Consider the following 20763-nt stretch of genomic DNA (forward strand, 5'->3'; position numbering starts at 1 on the left):
AATGAGTAAATATATGAGATTAATAGGTCAAAATGCAAGAAAAGCATCTCTTGAAAAAGTTACTACTACTGTAAAAAATAAAATTCTAAAAAGATACACCTTGTTGTTAGAAAATGAGAGAAATTCTATAATTAAAGCAAACGCAATAGATATAAAATTTGCTCAAAAAAATGGTTTAAAGAATAATTTAATTGATAGACTAACTATTGATCATAAAAAATTAGATATTATAAAAAATTCAATAAATAAAATTATTAAACTAAAAGACCCTGTTGATAATATTCTTGAAAAATGGAGTAGACCCAATGGATTAAAAATTAAAAGAGTATCTATACCTATTGGGGTTATTGGAGTTATATATGAAAGTAGACCTAATGTTACTTCTGATGTTGCTAGCTTATGTTTTAAGTCTGGAAATGCTGTAATTTTAAAAGGTGGGTCAGAGGCGATAAATACTAATAAAATTTTAGCTAAGTTATTTCGAAAAGCTCTCAAAGCAAATAAAGTTAATGAAAATTTCATACAATTTGTAAATTCTAAAGATAGAAAAATGGTTGATTTTATGCTTTTAAAAATGAAAGATTATATTGATGTGATTATACCTCGTGGTGGAAAAAATTTAGTAAAAAAAGTTCAAGAGTTTTCAGCTGTACCTATTATTGGACATTTAGAAGGTCTGTGTCACACTTTTGTTGATAAAGATGCAGAACTAAAAATGGCTATCAACATCATCTATAATGCTAAATTAAGAAATACCAGTATATGTGGTGCTACTGAAACAATTTTACTTCATGAAAAAATAGTTAAAAAATTTTGTAATCCTATTTTAAAAAAACTTGAAAAAAATAAGTGTAAAATATTTGGTGATCTTTTTTTAACTAAACATTATAAAGGTAAAATTTTTACTGCCAAAGAAAAAGACTGGTCTACCGAATACTTAGCAGCAGCGGTGTCTGTCAAGACTGTAAAAAATTGTGAAGAGGCAATCAACCATATCAACAAATATGGAACTATGCACACAGACTCTATAATTACTAAAAATAAAAAGACTGCTAAAAAATTTTTAAAAAATGTTAAAAGCTCAATAGCCATGCATAATACATCAACACAGTTTGCTGATGGTGGAGAGTTTGGGTTTGGTGGAGAGGTTGGTATTTCAACAAACACTCTTCCACCAAGAGGTCCTGTAGGTTTAAATCAACTTATTTCTTATAAATATGAGATTGTTAGCAATGGTCAAATTAGAAAATAAATTGAACTCTGGAAAAATAAAAATTGGTATTTTAGGTGGCACATTTGATCCAGCACATAAAGGACATTTGGAAATATCAAAACAAGCAAAAAAAATATTTGGGCTAAAGAATGTTGTTTGGGCAATTACCAAAAAAAACCCCTTTAAAAGTGAAAGTAAATCAAACCTAAGGAGCAGAATACAATTTGCCAAAAAACTAATAGGCAAAAATAATTATATCAAAGTAAAATTTTATGAAGAAAAAATAAACTCTAATAGAACAATCGATTTAATTGAGTATTTAAGTAAAAAAGAAAAGAATGAAATTTATTTTATTATGGGTGCAGACAATCTCATAAATTTTCACAAATGGTTTAAATGGAAATCTATTATAAAAAAATGTAATATTCTAGTATTTGACCGTCAGGGGTATAAAACTAAGTCATTAAACTCAGTGACATTTAGTGGCACAAATAAAAAAAGCTTAATTTTTGTTAATTTTAATAAAGTTAATATTTCATCTTCTCAATTAAGAAAAGTTTGATATGGTTTATTTAATTAATGAAAAAAAATACAAATCTAAAAAGTATCATATTAGATACTCTAGACGCCAACAAAGCCTTAGACATAATTTCAATTGATCTCAAGAATAAAAGTTCTATGGCAGACTATATGATCATAGCAAGTGGAACTTCTTCAAGACATATTCAAGCTTTATCAGAACAGGTATTAGAAAAATTAAGAACTAATGGAGTTAAGAACTCCAAGATAGAGGGGAAAGAGAGTTTAGATTGGAAGTTAGTTGATGGCATTGATTTGATTGTTCACATATTTAATCCTGATAAACGAAAATTTTATGAACTTGAGAAAATATGGTCTGAACTCATTCCTAAAGAAAAAGTGATGATATAAGTATGATAAAAAAGTTACTTCTTTTTTTTATTATTTCTTTATTTATTTTTGAAAAAAGCTTATCTGAAAATTCAGATTTATATAAAAAAATAGACTTATTTGGTGAAGTTCTTGAAAAAATTAATAAAGAATATGTTGATGAAGTAGATCAATCTAAAAGTATGGACGCTGCAATAAATGGATTGTTACAATCTCTAGACCCCTATTCAGCTTACATGACGCCTGAAAGTTTTGAAGGCATGCAAACTGAAACTAGTGGCAAATTTGGGGGACTTGGCATTGAAGTTGGTATGGAAGCCGGTGTTGTAAAGGTAATCTCTCCAATTGATAATACTCCAGCCTCAAAAGCTGGAATAAAAGCTGGTGATTATATCGTCAAAATTAATAATGTGCAGGTACAGGGGAAATCATTAATGGATGCTGTAGATTTAATGAGAGGAGCTGTTGGATCAAGTATTGAAATAACAGTTAGAAGACGTGGTGTCAAAAAATCGTTAATTTTTAATATAACAAGAGAAATTATTCAAGTTCAATCAGTTAAATCTGAGCTTATAGATAATAATGTTGGTTATATTAGACTCACTTCATTTAACGAAAATAGTAGTAAGCAAATTAAAGAAAAGGTTAATAAATTAAACAAAAATAAAGATCTCAAAGGATATATTTTAGATTTACGAAATAACCCTGGTGGTTTACTTTCTCAGGCAATTAGAATCTCTGACTTCTTTTTAGAAAATGGTGAAATTGTATCAACTAAAAGCCGAAAAGTTTCAGAGAACAGAAAATGGTTTGCTAAAAAAGGTGATATAACAAATGGCAAAATATTAATTGTACTTATTAATTATGGGTCAGCGTCAGCGTCAGAAATAGTAGCTGGTGCGTTGAAAGATCATAAAAGAGCTATTATACTTGGGGAAAACAGTTATGGAAAGGGTTCTGTACAATCCATAATTCCTTTAGAGAATAGAGGTGCTATTAGATTAACAATTGCAAAATATTATCTTCCATCTGGCAAATCTATTTCAGAAGTGGGTGTAACACCCGATATAGAGGTAATAGAAAGTTCAGAGAATTTTAAATTTAATTCTGAAACAGATAATCAATTAAATTTTGCTTTAAAATTACTCAACGGATAAGTGACAAATAAGAATATAGATTTACCTCTTAGAAGTGGAGTTGGAATTGTCGTATTAAATAAAAAAAATGAAGTATTTGTTGCAAAAAGAATAGATAATCAAAAAAATTTCTGGCAAATGCCTCAGGGTGGCGTTGATAAAGGTGAGGATTATTTAACTGCTGCTTATAGAGAGCTAGAAGAAGAAACTAGTATCAAGAATGTAGATCTAATTAAAGAACTAGATGGGTTAATTTCTTACGAGCTACCAAAGAACTTATTAGGAATTATTTGGAAAGGTAAATATAGAGGGCAGGAACAAAAATGGTTTGTGGTCAGGTTTTTGGGGCAAGATACTGAAATTGATATTAAAACTAAAAATCCAGAATTTTGTGAATGGAAGTGGATTAATCTTGAAAAAATTACTGACCTAGTTGTGGACTTTAAATTACACGTATATGAGGATGTTAAAAAAAAAGTAAAAGAGATTCTTAATTAAGAGTTTTTAACACATCAATTTTTTGATCAACTAAATACTTATTTTGATCTGTAATTTCAGTATGTTTTGAATATTCTTCTGCTTGAGTGAGCAGTTCACTGATCTTATCTTTATCTAAATCCTTGATATCAAAAATAGAGCTTGTTAGTACTGATAAATTGTTATTCTTAAATTCAACTATTCCATCTTCAACATAATAATTTTCTTCTCCAGATTTAGAAAAGATTTTAATTATGCCAGGTTTTAAGAATGAAATAGTTGAGATATGATCTTTTAAAATCCCCATTTCTCCTTCAAAAGCAGGTACAACAACTTCTGTTACATCTTCTTTTGAAAGAAAAGATTTTTCAGGGTTTACTATTTCTATTTTAAACTCTTCACTCATTATGCAGCAGCATCTTTCGCCATTTTTTCAGCTTTTTCTACAGCTTCCTCAATTGTACCCACCATATAAAATGCAGCTTCAGGTAAATGATCGTATTCACCATTACATATTGCAGCAAAACCTTTGATTGTAGATTCTAAATCTACTAATTTTCCTGGCGAACCAGTAAAGACTTCTGCAACAAAGAAAGGTTGTGATAAGAATCTTTGTATTTTACGAGCTCTAGCCACTTTTAGTTTATCTTCTTCAGAAAGTTCATCCATTCCTAAAATTGCAATTATATCTTGGAGTGATTTGTAAGTTTGAAGAATTTTTTGTACTTCTCTGGCAACTCTATAATGTTCGTCTCCAACTATTCTTGGATCTAAAATTCTAGAAGTAGAATCTAAAGGATCTACTGCTGGATAAATTCCAATTTCTGCTATTTGTCTGGATAATACAGTTGTGGCATCTAAGTGGGCAAAAGATGTAGCAGGTGCTGGATCGGTCAAGTCATCTGCTGGTACATAAATCGCCTGCACTGATGTGATTGATCCTTTATTGGTTGTTGTAATTCTTTCTTGAAGGTTACCCATATCTGTTGCAAGTGTAGGCTGGTATCCAACAGCTGAGGGAATTCTTCCTAATAGTGCAGAAACTTCTGAACCTGCTTGAGTAAATCTAAAGATATTATCAACAAAGAAAAGTACATCTTGTCCTTCTTGATCCCTAAAATATTCAGCTACTGTTAAACCTGTTAGGGCAACTCTTGCTCTAGCCCCTGGGGGTTCATTCATTTGTCCATACACTAGTGCTGCTTTTGATCCTGGTCCTTCAGGTTTAATAACTCCTGAGTCTATCATTTCATGGTAAAGATCATTTCCTTCTCTAGTTCTTTCTCCAACTCCAGCAAACACGGAGAAACCACCGTGTGCTTTTGCTACGTTATTAATTAATTCCATAATAAGTACTGTTTTACCAACACCCGCACCTCCAAATAAGCCAATTTTTCCACCTTTCGCATATGGTGCTAATAGATCAACAACTTTAATTCCAGTTACAAGAATTTCTGTTTCAGTTGATTGATCACTAAATTCTGGTGCAGCTCTATGAATTGACCATTTTTCCTTAGTTTTAACTTCACCTTTTTCATCAATAGGTTCACCTATTACATTTATAATTCTTCCTAAAGTTTCTGGTCCAACTGGAACTTGAATAGGAGCACCTGTTGCCGTCACTTCATCTCCTCTTTTTAAACCTTCTGTAGCATCCATTGCAATAGTTCTAACACTTGATTCACCAAGGTGTTGGGCAACCTCTAAAACTAATCTATTATCTCCATTTTTACATTCTAATGCTGATAAAATTTCTGGTAATTCTCCATCAAATTTTACGTCTACTACTGCGCCAATGATCTGTGTGATTTTTCCTTTGCTCATAATTATAAACTTTCCGCTCCTGATATGATTTCAATTAGTTCTTTTGTAATAGCTGCTTGACGACTTCTATTATACTCAATAGTAAGCTTGTCAACCATTTCACCCGCGTTTCGAGTTGCACTGTCCATTGCGCTCATTCTTGAACCCTGTTCGCTAGCTGAATTCTCTAACATTGCTTTAAAAATCTGTGTAGATATGTTTTTAGGTAATAAGTTACTTAAAATCTCATCCTCGTCTGGTTCAAATTCATAATTATCATCAGAAGAATTGCTTTCTACTTCAGGAGTTTTTAAAGGTATTATTTGTTGTTCTTGAGGTATTTGAGTAATTACATTTTTAAATTTATTATAAAATATTGTACACACATCAAATTCTTTTTTTTCAAAATTATCAATTATCATCTTACCTACTTTTTCAGCATCTAAATAATTAATAGTTTTTGAATCTTTAAACGATATTCTTTCAACTATATTACCTATGTAAACTCTCTTTAATTGATCGTAACCCTTAGATCCTACAGTTATAATTTTTAAGGTTTTTCCTTCATCAGCTATTTTTTTAAAATATGCCTTAGCTTTTTTAATAATATTTGTATTAAAACCTCCACATAAACCTCGATCAGATGTCAAAACAATGCATAAATGCACTTTCTCTTCACCTGTTCCTGAAAGTAACTTAGGTGCATTTTCCTTATCAGAAATACCACTAGATAAATTAAGAATAATATTATTCATCTTTTCAGAATAAGGTCTCCCCTTTTCAGCATTTTCTTGTGCTCTTTTAAGTTTAGCTGCCGCAACCATTTTCATGGCTTTGGTAATTTTTTGTGTAGACTTTACACTCGCTATTCTTTTTTTTAAGTCGTCTAGTGTTGCCATATTTTAAGAATTAAAGTTCTTCTTAAGTTCCATGATAGTTTCAACTAATAATTTTTCAGTATCTTCTTCAAGCTTACCTGAGCTTAAAACAGATTCTAAAATTTCAGGTTTTTCAGATTTACATTTTTCAATAATCTTAGATTCGAACTCAGCAATATCTTTAAGTTCTACATCATCCAAATAACCTTTAACTCCACAGAAAACTGAAATTACTTGCTCAGCGACTGTCATTGGTGAATATTGTTTTTGTTTTAAAAGTTCAGTTAATTTTGAACCTCTATTTAAAAGTTTTTGTGTTGATGCATCTAAATCGGATCCAAATTGGGCAAAGGCAGCCATTTCTCTATATTGAGCAAGTTCAAGTTTCATTGAACCAGAAACTTTTTTCATTGCTTTTGTTTGTGCTGCAGATCCAACTCTAGAAACTGACAAACCTACGTTAATCGCTGGTCTAATTCCTTGGTTAAATAATTCCGTTTCAAGAAATATTTGTCCATCTGTAATTGAAATCACGTTAGTTGGAATAAACGCTGATACGTCTCCACCTTGTGTTTCAATTATTGGAAGAGCAGTTAATGACCCTCCACCATGTTCATCACTAAGCTTAGCAGCTCTTTCAAGCAATCTACTATGTAAATAAAATACATCTCCTGGGTAAGCTTCCCTTCCTGGAGGTCTTCTTAATAAAAGTGACATCTGTCTATAAGCTACAGCCTGTTTTGATAAATCGTCATAAATGATTAATGAATGCATACCATTGTCTCTATAAAATTCACCCATTGTACAGCCTGTATAAGGTGCTAAGAATTGAAGTGGTGCCGCATCTGAAGCAGTAGCAGCTACAATTGTTGTATATTCCATTGCACCAGCTTCTTCTAAAGTTTTTTGAATTTGTCTAACTGTAGATCTTTTTTGACCTATAGCGACATAAATACAGTAAAGTTTTTGCTTCTCATCGCCAGATTCATTTATTTTTTTCTGGTTAATGATTGCATCAATGGCAACTGCAGTTTTTCCTGTTTGCCTGTCACCAATAATTAGCTCACGCTGTCCTCTCCCAACTGGAACTAGACTGTCAATTGATTTTAAGCCTGTTTGCATTGGTTCGCTAACAGATTGTCTTGGAATGATTCCAGGAGCTTTTACTTCAACTCTACTTCTTTTTGTTGCTTTATCTAAAGCACCCTTGCCATCAATTGGATTTCCTAATCCATCAACAACTCTTCCTAATAATTCTTTTCCAACAGGTGTATCAACAATACTTCCTGTTCTTTTAACAACATCACCTTCTTTAATTTTTCTATCATCCCCAAAAATTACAACTCCAACATTTTCGCTTTCTAAGTTTAGAGCCATTCCTTTAGATCCGTCAGAAAATTCTACCATCTCTCCTGCTTGAACGTTATCTAATCCATATACCCTAGCAATACCATCTCCTACTGACAAAACTTGACCAACTTCAGTCACTTCTGCCTTGTCACCAAATTTTTTAATTTGTTCTTTTAATATCTTTGTTACTTCTGATGGGTTTATATCCATTTATGCCTCTATCATCCTATTTTCGATTTGTTGTAATTTATTTTTAATGGAGGTGTCCACCATTGTGCTTCCAACTTGCACAATCAAACCCCCAATTAAACTTGCATCGTGTTTGTAGTTTAATTTTATTTTTGAACTAAAGTTTTTAGTCAATTCTTCTTTTATGTTGTTAATCTCATTTTCAGTAAGATCTTTTGCAGAAGTTAATTCTGCTTTTAATTCACCTCTTTTGATTGAACATGTCTCAACAAAGCTTTTTAGAATTTTATCCACGTAAAAGAATCTTCTTTTAGATATTAAGAAACTTAAAAATTTTGTTAATAATTCATTTAATTTATATTGTTTTGAAATTTGGCTTAGAGCATTCAATTGGTCTTCTTTGTTGTTTGTTGGATCTTTAATCAAAGATTTAAAATCATCACTTGAAGCAATTAAATTAATAATTGAAGCAGAATGAACTTCAGTCTCACTTAAATTATTAGCTTCTATGGCTAATTCATAAAGTGCTAAAGAGTATCTGCCAGCTGATGTTTCAGAAAAACCTTTATATTTGCTCAATTTTTATTCCTTATAAATATTTGAAGATTTATTAAATTTCAGTTTTAATTAACATATGACCCTATTCTCTTCAAGTCACACGTTGTCTAAAAGTGTTATATTTTGACCGTTAATTGAAGTTTATTGGATCAACATCAACCGTTAGTTTCATTCCAGTGGGAAATTTGAATTTTTCAATGATTTTGGCTAGCGAATTCTGAACTTTTAAAGATTTTTGACCTCTTATTAAAAGCCTTACTCTGAACTTTCTTTTTAATCTAAATATAGGTGCATTAACAGGGCCAAGAACTCTACCTGCGACTGCACTTTCTATAAAAACTTTAAACTTATACGCTTCTTTTTCAAGCTCTCTTTCATTACTGCCTGTAATTATCAAAGCAATAAATCTCTGAAACGGTGGAAGATTGTTTTCCCTTCTAATTTCAAGTTCTTTATCTAAGAAAATATCAGGATCTTTATTTGTAATGTCTGTTATCATTTTAGTATCTAAATTATAAGTTTGAAAATAAACAGTTGCTGGCTTTCCTGTTCTCCCTGCTCTGCCTGAAAGTTGATGATATAATTGTAAATTCTTTTCTGCACCCCGTAGGTCATGACCTTGTGATGATAAATCAATATCAACAACAACAATACAATTTAAACTTGGAAAGTGGAATCCTTTCGAAATTAATTGAGTTCCAATTAAAATTTGAATTTTATTATTTATAATTTTTTCCAAAACATCTGCTGAACTTTTTTTATTCATTGTATCGCTAGAAAATATTGTTATTTCCTTAGTGGGGAAAATTTTTTTTACTTCTTCAGATATTCTTTCAACTCCAGGCCCACTAAAAATAAAATCACATTTTCCTTCTTTGGAACAGTCTCTATTTAGTAAAGCTTTGTATCCACAGTAGTGACATAATAAATTTTGTTTGTTTTTGTGATAAACTAAATTTATTGAACAATTTGGACATGAATAACTAGTAAAACATTTTTTACATAATACATGAGGTGAAAATCCTCTTCTGTTTAAAAAAAATAATACTTGATCTTTTTTTTCAAGATGAAATTTTACTTTCTCAATTGTTTCTTTTGATATCCAAGATTGAGATTCTAACTTTGAATTATTAAGATTAATTATTTCATATTTTGGTAAAGATGCATTTAAATATCTTTGATCAAGTTTTGATAAACTATATTTGCCTTTTTTAATATTGTCATAAGTTTCAATAGAGGGTACAGCTGTTATTAAATTGATTGGAATATTTTCAAAGGATGCTCTAGAAATTGCCATGTCTCTCGCATTATAAGTTACTCCCTCGTCTTGTTTATAAGATTGATCGTGCTCTTCATCAACAATGATTAATCCTAGTTTTTTAAAAGGTAAAAACAATGAGGACCGAGCACCAATTACAACTTTAATTTTATCATTTGCTACTCCGCTCCAAATAATTTCTTTATTTTTTTTTGTAATACTTGAGTGCCATACAGCAGGCTTAAATCCAAAAAATTCTATAAATTTATTTTGAAATTGACCTGTTAATCCAATTTCTGGTAATAGAATTAACCCTTGAAAACCCTTATTAATTATCTCTTTTAAGGCCTCAAAATAAACCATCGTTTTACCAGACCCTGTAGTGCCTTGTAAAACATGAACTCTAAATTTTTGATTTAATACATTCATTTTTTTTAATGAATCTTTTTGCTCTTTAGAAAGTTTTATTTCATTTTCTTTGATGTCAATTTTGAATGGCTCATAAGCTTCAATTGGTAACTTTTCTATGGCACCACTACTTAATAATAACAATTTTAATGCCATACCTTTAGGGGTCATATTGTATTCAGAAAACCAATTTAAGAATTTAATTGTATTTTTCTTTAGTGATGGAACATCTAATTTTCTTAAAACTTTTTTAATTGCAAAATTTTTGTTTGTTTTTTTTTCAAAATCATCCCATACAACTCCAGTAACTTCTGACTTTCCAAAGGGTACTACTACATAGTCTCCAACCTTTAAATTTAAATCTGAATTATAGGTAAATGGATGATTAAAAATATTGGGTATAAGAATCGGTACTTTCATATCTTTATAATATGAAAATACTTTAAGAGTGTATTGCTCTTTTATCTACTGATAACGCTGCTTCTTTTACTGCTTCAGAAAATGTTGGGTGTGCATGACATGTTCTTGCAATATCTTCAGCGCTAGCACCAAACTCCATTGCAACTCCGATTTCTCCAATTAATTCACCTGCATGAGGTCCAATAATATGTGCTCCTAAAACTCTGTCTGTTTTTTCATCAGCTAGAATTTTAACAAAACCTTCTGCTTCATCAATTGCTTTGGCTCTTGAATTTGCCATAAATGAAAATTTACCAATTTTGTATTTTATATTTGCTTCTTTTAATTGCTCTTCTGTTTTTCCAATTGAAGCAACTTCTGGTGTTGTGTAAACAACTCCAGGAATAATATCATAATTAACATGTCCTGATTGTCCTGCGATATTTTCTGCAACTGCAATACCTTCATCTTCGGCTTTGTGCGCTAACATTGGTCCATCTATTACATCGCCAATTGCATAAACATTACTTACATTTGTTTGAAAGCTTTTATTTGTTATAATTCTTTTCTTTTCATCCAATTCAACACCAATTGCTTCTAAATTTAAATTATTAGTGTTAGGTTTTCTGCCAACAGATATAAGAACAACATCACAGTCAAAATTTATTTTTTTTCCATCTTTGTCAGATGTTGAAACACTAGCTCCATGGGTGTTTTTAGTAATTCCCTCTACTTTAGTTTGCATGTGGAAGTTAATTCCTTGTTTCTTTAAAATTTTCATAAATTCTGACGATATTTCTCTATCCATTCCTGGCGTAATATGGTCAAGAAATTCTACCACATGAACTTCAGTACCTAATCTAGACCAAACAGATCCCATCTCTAATCCTATATAACCTCCACCAACTACAACCATTTTTTTTGGAACCGATTGCAGAGTTAATGCACCTGTTGAAGATACAATTATTTTTTCATCAAATTTCATTCCTGGCAATTCTACTGGTACAGATCCTGTGCTAATTACCGTTTTATCTGCCTCAATTATAGTTTCTTTTTTTTGATCATCTAATATTGAGATTTTATTTGCAGATTTAAAGCTTCCAGTGCCCTTAAAATAAGTGACTTTATTTTTCTTAAATAAAAATTCTACACCTTTAGTTAATATTGTTACTGCTTTATCCTTATTTTGCATCATTTTTTGAAGATTAAGTTTTACCTCACCCACTTCTATGCCAAGTTTAGAAAAATTTTGTGCCTTATGATAATTTTCAGAAATATTTAATAAATTTTTAGAAGGTATGCACCCAACATTTAAACAAGTTCCGCCTAATGAACCTCTTGATTCTATACATGCTGTTTTAAGTCCCAATTGTGCCAATCTTATTGCGCAGACATAACCTCCCGGACCACCACCTATTACAACTGCTTGAAATTTATCTGACATTTAAATATTTAAAAACAATCTTCTTGGATCCTCTAAGTTTTCTTTAACCATTTTTAAGAATGATACTGACTCTTTTCCATCTATAATTCTGTGATCATAAGATAAGGCTAGATACATAATAGGTCTAATTTTAATCTCACCATCAACTACTATTGGTCTTTCGACTATATTATGCATACCTAACACACCAGATTGAGGTAAATTTAATATTGGAGTAGATAACATTGAACCATAAACTCCACCATTACTAATTGTAAAGGTTCCACCTTGAAGATCTTCTATAGTTATTTTTCCATTTCTTGCTTTTTCTGAAATAGCTTTAATATTTTTTTCAATATCAGCGAATGATAATTGATCAGCATCTCTTAATACCGGTACTACTAATCCCTTTTCAGTTCCTACTGCAAAACTCATATTATAATAATTTTTGTAAATAATTTCATCTCCATCTATTTCAGCATTAACTGATGGGTACATTTTTAGTCCAGCAACACATGCTTTTACAAAAAATGACATAAACCCTAATTTAATTCCATACCTACTTTGGAAATCTTCCTGGTTCTCTTTTCTCATTTCCATTATGCCAGTCATATCAACTTCATTAAAGGTTGTTAATAATGCTGCATTTTCTTGTGCTTGTTTTAATCTTTTTGCAATTGTCTGTCTAAGCCTAGACATTTTAATTCTCTCTTCTTGACCATATTTAATTTTTCTTTCTGATGGCTGTGGGTTCTCTCCCATCATACTAATTAAGTCACCTTTAAGAATTCTACCCTCTTTACCAGAGCCACTAACTTTTTTTAAATCAATTTTATTTTCAACTACCATTTTTCTTACGGCTGGTGAAAGTATTTCATTATTTTTTTTTGAAGAATCAGTTTTCTCTTCTTTAACCTCATTAGTTAATATTAAAGGTTCTTCCTCTTCAGGTTCTTTAAAAACTTTAGGAACTTCTTTTTTAATTTCTAAATTAACTACATTATTTTCAGTTTTTTTAGGTTCAATTTTTGTAATTATTTTTTTTTCAGATGGTTGAGTTCCATTTTGACTTATTGAACCAAGTAAGGCTCCAACTTCAACTGTCTCTCCATCTTTTGAATTTATTTCAGATAAAACTCCATCTATGGGAGATGGAACTTCTAAATTAACTTTATCTGTTTCTAGTTCTACAATTGCCTCATCAGCTGCAACTGCATCACCCTTTTTCTTAAGCCATTTTGCAACAGTCGCTTCTGTTATGCTCTCACCCAAGACCGGTACTAAAATTTTTTCACTCATTTTTATTCAAAAACCTTGTTAATAATTTCTTGCTGTTGTGAAATATGTCTTTTTGCAAACCCTGTTGCAGGAGATGCGTCTGGACTTCTTCCTATATAAGAAATTTCCTTATTATTAGCGTTAATAGTTTCTAATGTCCATTCTATATAATCTCTTACAGAAAACCATGCTCCCATATTTTTTGGTTCTTCCTGGCACCAATAAAATTTAGCATTTTTTGCATACTTTTTGATTTCTTTAACTAAACTTTTAACTGGAAAAGGATAAAGTTGTTCAACTCTGTACAACACTACATCATCTTTTTTCAATTTCTCTCTAGCATCTAACAGGTCAAAATAAACCTTTCCCGAACATAAAATTACTTTTTTAATTTTTGAGCTTTCTTTTAATTTTATAAATCCATTTTCTTCATCTAGTGCATGATCCCATAAAATTCTGTGGAAAAATGTATCTTTATCAAAATCTTCTATATTTGAAACACAATGCTTGTTTCTTAATAAAGATTTTGGAGTCATTATTATTAATGGCTTTCTAAATTCTCTATGCATTTGACGTCTTAAAGCATGAAAGTAGTTTGCTGGTGTTGTACAATTTACTACCTGCATATTATCATTAGCACATAGTTGTAAAAACCTTTCTAGTCTTGCTGAAGAGTGTTCTGGTCCTTGGCCTTCATAACCATGAGGCAAAAGCATTACTAGCCCAGATGCCCTTGTCCATTTTCTCTCTCCTGATGCTATAAATTGATCTATTACTACTTGTGCGCCATTTGCAAAATCACCAAATTGTGCCTCCCACATTGTTAGGGTGTTTGGCTGAACTAAACTATAACCATATTCAAAACCTAAAACTGCTAATTCTGATAAAAAACTATCTACTATTTCATATCGTTTTTGAACTTTTGAAATATTATTTAGTGGAACATATCTGGAGTTATCTTCTTGATTTCTTAGAACTGAGTGTCTTTGACTAAAAGTTCCCCTTCCTGAATCTTGTCCAACTAATCTCACTGGATAACCTTCTTCTAATAATGAGCCAAACGCCAAAGCTTCAGCTGTTGACCAATCTATACCTTTTCCATCTGATACTGATGCTCTTCTAGTATTTAAAATTTTAATTATAGTTTTGTGTAAATTTAATTCCTCTGGTGTTGAATTAATTTTTTCTGAAATTTCTAAAAGTTTTTTCTGATCAAAACCACTTACACCTCTTTTATCCTTTCCTTTTTCTGGTTTATATCTTGACCAACTTCCCTCATACCATTCAATTTTTGGCTTATAATCTTTTGCATTTTTGTATTGATCATCTAGTAAGCTTTTAAACTCATTTTTAAACCTTTTAAGTTCATCCTCTGAAAGTGTATTTTCATTTACTAATTTGCTTCCATATACTTCTACTGGTGTAGGGTGTGATCTAATTTTTTTATACATTAATGGTTGAGTAAATGAAGGTTCATCTCCTTCATTATGACCAAACCTTCTATAACAGATTATATCAACCACAACATCTCTGTTAAATTTTAGTCTAAATTCTGTTGCAATTCTTGTAGCATAAACAACTGCTTCTGGGTCATCACCGTTTACATGAAGTATTGGGGCATCTACCATTTTTGCAACATCCGATGGGTATGGTGATGATCTTGCAAACCTTGGGCTTGTAGTAAAACCTATTTGATTATTAACAATAAAATGAATTGTTCCACCTGTATTATGGCCTGGCAAACCAGACATTGCAAAACATTCAGCCACAACACCTTGTCCAGCAAATGCCGCATCACCATGTATTAAAATAGGCAAAACTTTATTTCTTTCTTTATCTTCATGAAAAAATTGTTTTCCTCTAGTCTGTCCTAATACAACAGGATTAACTGCTTCTAAGTGTGAGGGGTTATCTGTAAGACCAACATGTATAGAATTTCCATCAAATTTTCTATCCGATGATGCTCCTAAATGATATTTTACGTCTCCCGCTCCTTCTTCTCCTGTTGTTTGAACATCTCCCGCAAATTCATTGAATATTCTTTTGTATGATTTTTGTAAAACGTTTGCTAGCACATTGAGCCTACCTCTGTGAGACATTCCAATTTTAACCTCTTTAGCTTCTGATTGACCAGCAATTTTAATAATTTGTTCTAAAGCAGGGATTAAGCTTTCTCCTCCATCTAGTCCAAATCTTTTTGTACCAACATATTTTGTATGTAAAAATTTTTCAAATCCTTCAGCTTGAATAAGTTTATTCAAAATAGCTTCTTTACCATTCTTTGTAAATTGAAGAGAGTTCTCATCCTGTTCAATTCTATCTCTAAGCCATTTTCTTTCAGTTGGGTTTGATATATGCATATATTCATAACCAATTGGCCCACAATAAGTTTTGTTTAAAAAACTTAATATTTCTTTTACGGTGGAGTGCTCTTTATTTATTACACCATCTAAATAAATTTTCTCATTATAATTTTCTTTTTTGAACCCATAATATTCAGGATGTAATTCATCTAAATACTCTGTCTTCATCATTCCCAGTGGGTCAAGCTTTGCTAATAAATGTCCTCTTTGCCTATATGCTCTAATTAAAGCAACGGCTCTAATTGAGTTAAGATTACTTTTGATTAAATCTTTTGAATTAACTTTTGTATCATCACTTCCATTAGAAAATTTTTTTTCACTTTCTTTGATCTTTTTTTCAATTTCATCAATATCAATTTTTTTTTTTACACCCCATGATGGACCATTAATTTCCTTGGCAATCATACTTAAATCTTCACTCATACCCTCAAAATAACTTTGCCAGCTTTCAGGAAGATCTTTGTCTTTATTGATAAATTTTAAATACATTTGTTCTATAAATGCACTGTTAGATTTACTAAGAAATGAAGTTTTTTCGAATTCGAGATTTTTTGATGATGACATCTATTCTATTGATATAATATCAGATAAATAATTTTCAATTAGATAATTTATTAAATAATGTTTTGCCTAGTTCAGATGGTGATTTTGCAATTGTAATTCCACATTCTTCCATTTTTTTAATCTTATCTTCTGCTCCACCCTTACCACCTGAAATAATAGCTCCTGCATGCCCCATAGTTCTTCCAGGAGGTGCTGTTATTCCAGCAACAAATCCAACCATAGGTTTTTTTATTTTATGGTTTTTAACAAATTCAGCTGCTTCTTCTTCTGCTGAACCACCAATTTCACCTATCATAAGAATAGATTCTGTCTCATCATCATTTAAAAATAAGTCTAAACAATCAATAAAGTTCGTTCCATTTATTGGATCTCCACCAATTCCTATACAAGTAGATTGTCCTAATCCATTTTCAGTTGTTTGCGCAACCGCTTCATAAGTTAAAGTTCCAGATCTTGAAACAATTCCCACAGAACCTTTCTTGTGTATATTTCCAGGCATAATCCCAATTTTACATTCATCAGGAGTAATTATTCCTGGACAGTTAGGTCCTATCAATCTGCTTTTTGAAGTATTTAGTTTTTGTTTAACACGAAGCATATCTTGAATTGGTATACCTTCAGTAATACAAACTATAAGCTCAATAGATGCATCAATAGCTTCTATTATAGCTACTGCTGCAAATTTTGCTGGCACATAAATCATAGTTGCATCAGCACCAACTTCTTTTTTTGCTTCAACCACAGTATTAAATACTGGACGTTCAAGATGTTTTTGTCCTCCTTTTTTTGGAGTAACACCACCTACAAGATTAGTTCCATATTTTAATGCTTGTTCAGAATGAAAAGTACCATGTGCACCTGTAAAACCTTGGCATATAACTTTGGTGTTTTTATTAATTAAAACTGACATTCTATTTTATTGCCTTTACTATTTTTTGTGCAGCATCATCTAAATTTTCTGCTGAAATTAATTTTAGTCCCGAGTTATCTAAAATTTCTTTTCCTTCTTTAAAGTTTGTACCCGCAAGTCTAACTACCAATGGAACGCTTATATTTATTTCCTTGGCAGCATCAACAACTCCTTGGGCAAGGACATCGCATCTCATTATTCCACCAAAAATATTTATTAGTATGCCTTTAACATTTTTATCTGATAGAATTATCTTTAGTGCAGCAGAAACTTTTTCTTTTGAAGCTCCACCACCAACATCTAAAAAATTTGCTGGCTCTTCTCCATATAATTTAATTATGTCCATTGTTGCCATTGCTAAGCCTGCTCCATTAACCATGCAACCAATACTTCCATCTAACTTTATGTAAGCAAGATCATGTTTGCTTGCTTCTATTTCAGCTGGATCTTCTTCATTTAAATCTCTCAACTCTATAATTTCAGGATGTCTAAATAGTGCGTTAGAATCAAAATTAACCTTTGCGTCTAAGCAGACTATATTCTTTTCTTTAGTTAATATTAGTGGGTTAACCTCAACCATATTAGCATCTGTACCTAAAAACATACTATATACTGATTTAATTAGTGCTATTGCTTGTTTTTTAGCATCATCGGTTAGGCTATAAATTTTAATTATCTTCTCACAATCAGCATCTGAGATTTCATTAACAATATCTACTTTTGTTGTTATAATTTTTTCAGGTGTTTTATCTGCAACCTCTTCAATATCCATTCCACCTTGATCGCTGGAAATAAATACAATTTTTGAGCTAGCTCTATCAATTAAACAGGATAAATAAAATTCTTTATCTATATTGGAAGATACTTCCACATATAATCTTTTTACCTCTCTTCCTTCATGGCCAGTTTGGTGTGTTACAAGTGTTTTTCCTAATAATTCTTTTGCTGCAACACCTAGCTCTTCAATAGTGTCTAAAATTTTTACTCCTCCTGCTTTACCTCTTCCACCAGCATGGATTTGTGCTTTCAATACAAACTTTTCTGTTTTTAATGATTTTGCTTTTTCAAGCAACTCATCAACTGTGAAACTAAAAACACCTTCAGGCACAACTGCCCCATATTCTTTTAGGATTTTTTTTGCTTGGTGTTCATGAATGTTCATGATTTATTTAGATAGATCTGGGTCTATTTTTGATGCAGCTTCCCATAATGCTTTCACAGCATCTATCGAGTGCATAAATTCTTTTTTTTCTTTTTCGTCCAAGTCAATTTGCTCTATTTTTTCAACACCAGCTTTACCAATTATTACTGGTACACCTGCATAAACATCACTAACTCCATATTCTCCATTTAAATGAACTGCACATGGAAGTAATTTTTTTTCATCTTTTAAATATGCTTCTGCCATTTGCACTCCCGAAGCTGCTGGTGCATAAAATGCAGAACCTTTTTCTAAATATTTAACAATCTCAGCTCCTCCATCTCTAGTTCTTTGATTAATTTCTTCTAATCGTTCTGGAGATATTTTTCCTTCTTTAACTAAGTCTAGTAATGGTTTACCTGAAACTTTTGTGAATCTTGGTAGAGGAACCATTGTGTCTCCATGACCTCCCATAACCATTGCTTCAATTTCTTTTACAGGAACATTTAACTCTAGAGATAAAAATAATTTAAATCTTGAGCTGTCCAAAATTCCTGCCATTCCAACTACTTTATTTGCTGGTAACCCTGAAAATTTTTGAAAGGCCATCACCATAACGTCTAACGGATTGGTGATACATATAACAAATGCATTGGGTGCATTTTTTTTTATGCCATCTGCTACTTGTTTAATAATTTTTAGATTAATACCTAATAAATCATCTCTGCTCATTCCTGGTTTTCTTGGAACTCCTGCAGTGATTATTATTACATCTGAATCTTTTATATCTTCATAATTGTCTGTACCTGAAAATTTCACATTAAAACCATCAACGGAGGAAGATTGAGCTATGTCTAGAGCTTTTCCTTTAGCTATGCCACTTGCAACATCAAAAAGTACCACCTCATCAGCAACTTCTTTGGTTCCTATTAAGTGAGCAAGAGTGCCCCCAATTTGACCTGCTCCTATTAAAGATATTTTTTTCATTTTTTCCTTATTTCATTGTTGGCATGACAAATTCTGCATTAGATCGTATTCCAGAAGGCCATCTTGATGTTACTGTTTTAAGCTTTGTATAAAATTTAATTCCTTCAGCTCCGTGCATTGCACTATCTCCAAATAATGATCTTTTCCATCCACCAAAACTATGGAATGCCATTGGTACAGGTATTGGAACATTAATTCCGACCATACCAACTTGAATTTTACTAGCAAACGTTCTTCCAGCATCACCATCTCTTGTGTAAATGCTTACTCCATTACCATACTCATGATCATTAATTAGTTTTGTTGCTTCTTCAAAAGTTTTAACTCTTATGACTGATAAAACAGGTCCAAATATTTCTTCTTTATAAATTCTCATATCCTTTTTAACATGATCAAATAAACAACCACCTATGAAGAAACCATTTTCATATCCTTGAAGTTTTATATTTCTTCCATCAACAACTAATTTGGCACCTTCTTCAACTCCAAGATCAACATAACTTTTTACTTTTTCTAAATGTTCTTTTGTAATTAGTGGACCCATCTCAGATGTTTTATCCATACCAGGTCCTACCTTTAATGCTTCAGCTTTTTTTGATAAACGGGCAACTAACTCATCACCTATATCGCCTACAGCTACTGCTACTGATTGCGCCATACATCTTTCACCTGCTGAACCGTATGCAGCACCCATTAATCCATTTACTGCACCATCAAGGTCACAATCAGGCATTACTACTAAATGATTTTTTGCACCACCTAAAGCTTGAACTCTTTTTTCATTTTTTGCAGAATTTTCATAAATATATTTTGCAATTGGTGTTGAGCCTACAAAGCTTACCGCTTTGACATCTTTGTTTGTTAAAATTGCATCTACAGACTCTTTATCTCCATTAACAACATTAAAAACACCATCTGGTAGTCCTGCTTCTGTTAGCAATTCTGCTAATCTTAGTGGACAAGATGGGTCTTTTTCTGATGGTTTTAAAATAAATGTATTTCCACATGCAATAGCTAAAGGGAACATCCACATAGGTACCATTGCTGGAAAATTAAAAGGTGTAATACCAGCAACAACTCCAAGAGGCTGACGCATAGACCAACTATCAACATTTGTTCCTACATTCTCTGAAAATTCTCCTTTAAGTAAATGTGGAATTCCACATGCAAACTCAACTACTTCTAGTCCTCTTGTTAAAGAACCTTTGGCATCTTCATAAACTTTACCATGTTCTGAAACTATTAATTTTGTAAGTTCATCAGTATTTTTTTCTATTAACTCTTTAAATTTGAACATCACTCTTGCTCTTTGAAGAGGAGGTTTCTGTGACCAAGTTTCAAAAGCTTTTTGTGCAACTTCTACAGCCTGGTTGAGATCTGCTTTATTAGCCAATCTTACCTCTGACTCTTGTTCGCCTGTTGCGGGGTTAAAAATTTTGCTTTTTCTGTCAGATGAGCCTGAAATTAGCTTTCCACCAACAAAATGTTCTAATAAATTCATGAATGGTGTTATTTAAAG

18 protein-coding genes are annotated in these 20763 nt (G+C 31.6%); 5 read left to right on the forward strand and 13 right to left on the reverse strand.

The window, feature by feature from the left end:
• The first annotated feature begins 1 nt into the window (after position 1).
• The 5 genes from ABXT63_RS06300 to ABXT63_RS06320 are packed head-to-tail and all read left to right on the forward strand — an operon-like array spanning position 2 to position 3756.
• The gene (locus ABXT63_RS06300) at positions 2-1252 is read left to right on the forward strand and encodes a glutamate-5-semialdehyde dehydrogenase (protein ID WP_415320719.1); all 1251 of its coding nucleotides are present in this window, start codon (positions 2-4) and stop codon (positions 1250-1252) included.
• On the forward strand, positions 1233-1775 hold the full coding sequence (nadD, locus tag ABXT63_RS06305) for a nicotinate (nicotinamide) nucleotide adenylyltransferase (RefSeq protein WP_415321972.1): 543 nt from the start codon (positions 1233-1235) through the stop codon (positions 1773-1775). Before ABXT63_RS06300 ends, nadD begins: the two co-directional genes overlap by 20 nt.
• A 17-nt stretch (positions 1776-1792) precedes the next feature.
• Positions 1793-2143 carry a ribosome silencing factor gene (gene rsfS / locus ABXT63_RS06310; RefSeq protein WP_415320720.1) on the forward strand — a complete coding sequence of 117 codons (351 nt, stop codon included), beginning with the start codon at positions 1793-1795 and terminating at the stop codon, positions 2141-2143.
• A gap of 2 nt (positions 2144-2145) precedes the next feature.
• Positions 2146-3279: a S41 family peptidase gene (locus tag ABXT63_RS06315; RefSeq protein ID WP_415320721.1), complete on the forward strand. Its 1134-nt coding sequence runs from the start codon at positions 2146-2148 to the stop codon at positions 3277-3279.
• Entirely contained in the window at positions 3280-3756 is a 477-nt protein-coding gene (locus tag ABXT63_RS06320; RefSeq protein ID WP_415320722.1) for an RNA pyrophosphohydrolase, read from the forward strand. It abuts the gene before it with no gap.
• Here ABXT63_RS06320 and atpC read toward each other — a convergent pair.
• The 13 genes from atpC to ABXT63_RS06385 form a co-directional block, all read right to left on the reverse strand.
• Positions 3749-4141 (reverse strand): ATP synthase F1 subunit epsilon, encoded by a 393-nt coding sequence (gene atpC / locus ABXT63_RS06325; RefSeq protein ID WP_415320723.1) that lies wholly within the window; start codon positions 4139-4141, stop codon positions 3749-3751. The genes ABXT63_RS06320 and atpC overlap by 8 nt on opposite strands.
• Positions 4141-5559 (reverse strand): F0F1 ATP synthase subunit beta, encoded by a 1419-nt coding sequence (gene atpD, locus ABXT63_RS06330; RefSeq protein ID WP_415320724.1) that lies wholly within the window; start codon positions 5557-5559, stop codon positions 4141-4143. The genes atpC and atpD overlap by 1 nt, the downstream gene beginning before the upstream one ends.
• A gap of 2 nt (positions 5560-5561) precedes the next feature.
• A complete protein-coding gene (locus ABXT63_RS06335) occupies positions 5562-6437 on the reverse strand; it encodes a F0F1 ATP synthase subunit gamma (RefSeq protein ID WP_415320725.1) in 876 nt (291 codons plus the stop codon).
• A 3-nt stretch (positions 6438-6440) separates the two neighbouring features.
• Positions 6441-7976: a F0F1 ATP synthase subunit alpha gene (gene atpA / locus ABXT63_RS06340; protein WP_415320726.1), complete on the reverse strand. Its 1536-nt coding sequence runs from the start codon at positions 7974-7976 to the stop codon at positions 6441-6443.
• Positions 7977-8534, reverse strand: a complete 558-nt coding sequence (atpH, locus tag ABXT63_RS06345; protein ID WP_415320727.1) for an ATP synthase F1 subunit delta — start codon at positions 8532-8534, stop codon at positions 7977-7979.
• Between the two features lie 109 nt (positions 8535-8643).
• Entirely contained in the window at positions 8644-10599 is a 1956-nt protein-coding gene (gene priA, locus ABXT63_RS06350; protein WP_415320728.1) for a primosomal protein N', read from the reverse strand.
• A gap of 22 nt (positions 10600-10621) precedes the next feature.
• Positions 10622-12022 carry a dihydrolipoyl dehydrogenase gene (lpdA, locus tag ABXT63_RS06355; protein WP_415320729.1) on the reverse strand — a complete coding sequence of 467 codons (1401 nt, stop codon included), beginning with the start codon at positions 12020-12022 and terminating at the stop codon, positions 10622-10624.
• Complete coding sequence (gene odhB, locus ABXT63_RS06360; RefSeq protein WP_415320730.1) at positions 12023-13300, reverse strand: 2-oxoglutarate dehydrogenase complex dihydrolipoyllysine-residue succinyltransferase; 1278 nt, start codon at positions 13298-13300, stop codon at positions 12023-12025. It lies immediately after the preceding gene.
• Positions 13301-13302: 2 nt separating this feature from the next.
• On the reverse strand, positions 13303-16206 hold the full coding sequence (locus tag ABXT63_RS06365) for a 2-oxoglutarate dehydrogenase E1 component (RefSeq protein WP_415320731.1): 2904 nt from the start codon (positions 16204-16206) through the stop codon (positions 13303-13305).
• 34 nt (positions 16207-16240) lie between these two features.
• On the reverse strand, positions 16241-17116 hold the full coding sequence (gene sucD, locus ABXT63_RS06370; protein ID WP_415320732.1) for a succinate--CoA ligase subunit alpha: 876 nt from the start codon (positions 17114-17116) through the stop codon (positions 16241-16243).
• A gap of 1 nt (position 17117) precedes the next feature.
• Positions 17118-18278, reverse strand: coding sequence for an ADP-forming succinate--CoA ligase subunit beta (gene sucC / locus ABXT63_RS06375; protein WP_415320733.1), 1161 nt, complete (start codon positions 18276-18278; stop codon positions 17118-17120).
• Between the two features lie 3 nt (positions 18279-18281).
• Positions 18282-19244 (reverse strand): malate dehydrogenase, encoded by a 963-nt coding sequence (gene mdh / locus ABXT63_RS06380; protein ID WP_415320734.1) that lies wholly within the window; start codon positions 19242-19244, stop codon positions 18282-18284.
• A gap of 7 nt (positions 19245-19251) precedes the next feature.
• Positions 19252-20745 (reverse strand): CoA-acylating methylmalonate-semialdehyde dehydrogenase, encoded by a 1494-nt coding sequence (locus ABXT63_RS06385; RefSeq protein WP_415320735.1) that lies wholly within the window; start codon positions 20743-20745, stop codon positions 19252-19254.
• Between the last annotated feature and the right edge of the window lie 18 nt (positions 20746-20763).

It is taken from the genome of Candidatus Pelagibacter sp. Uisw_092 (assembly GCF_047729545.1).
In the GTDB taxonomy this organism is placed as follows: domain Bacteria; phylum Pseudomonadota; class Alphaproteobacteria; order Pelagibacterales; family Pelagibacteraceae; genus Pelagibacter.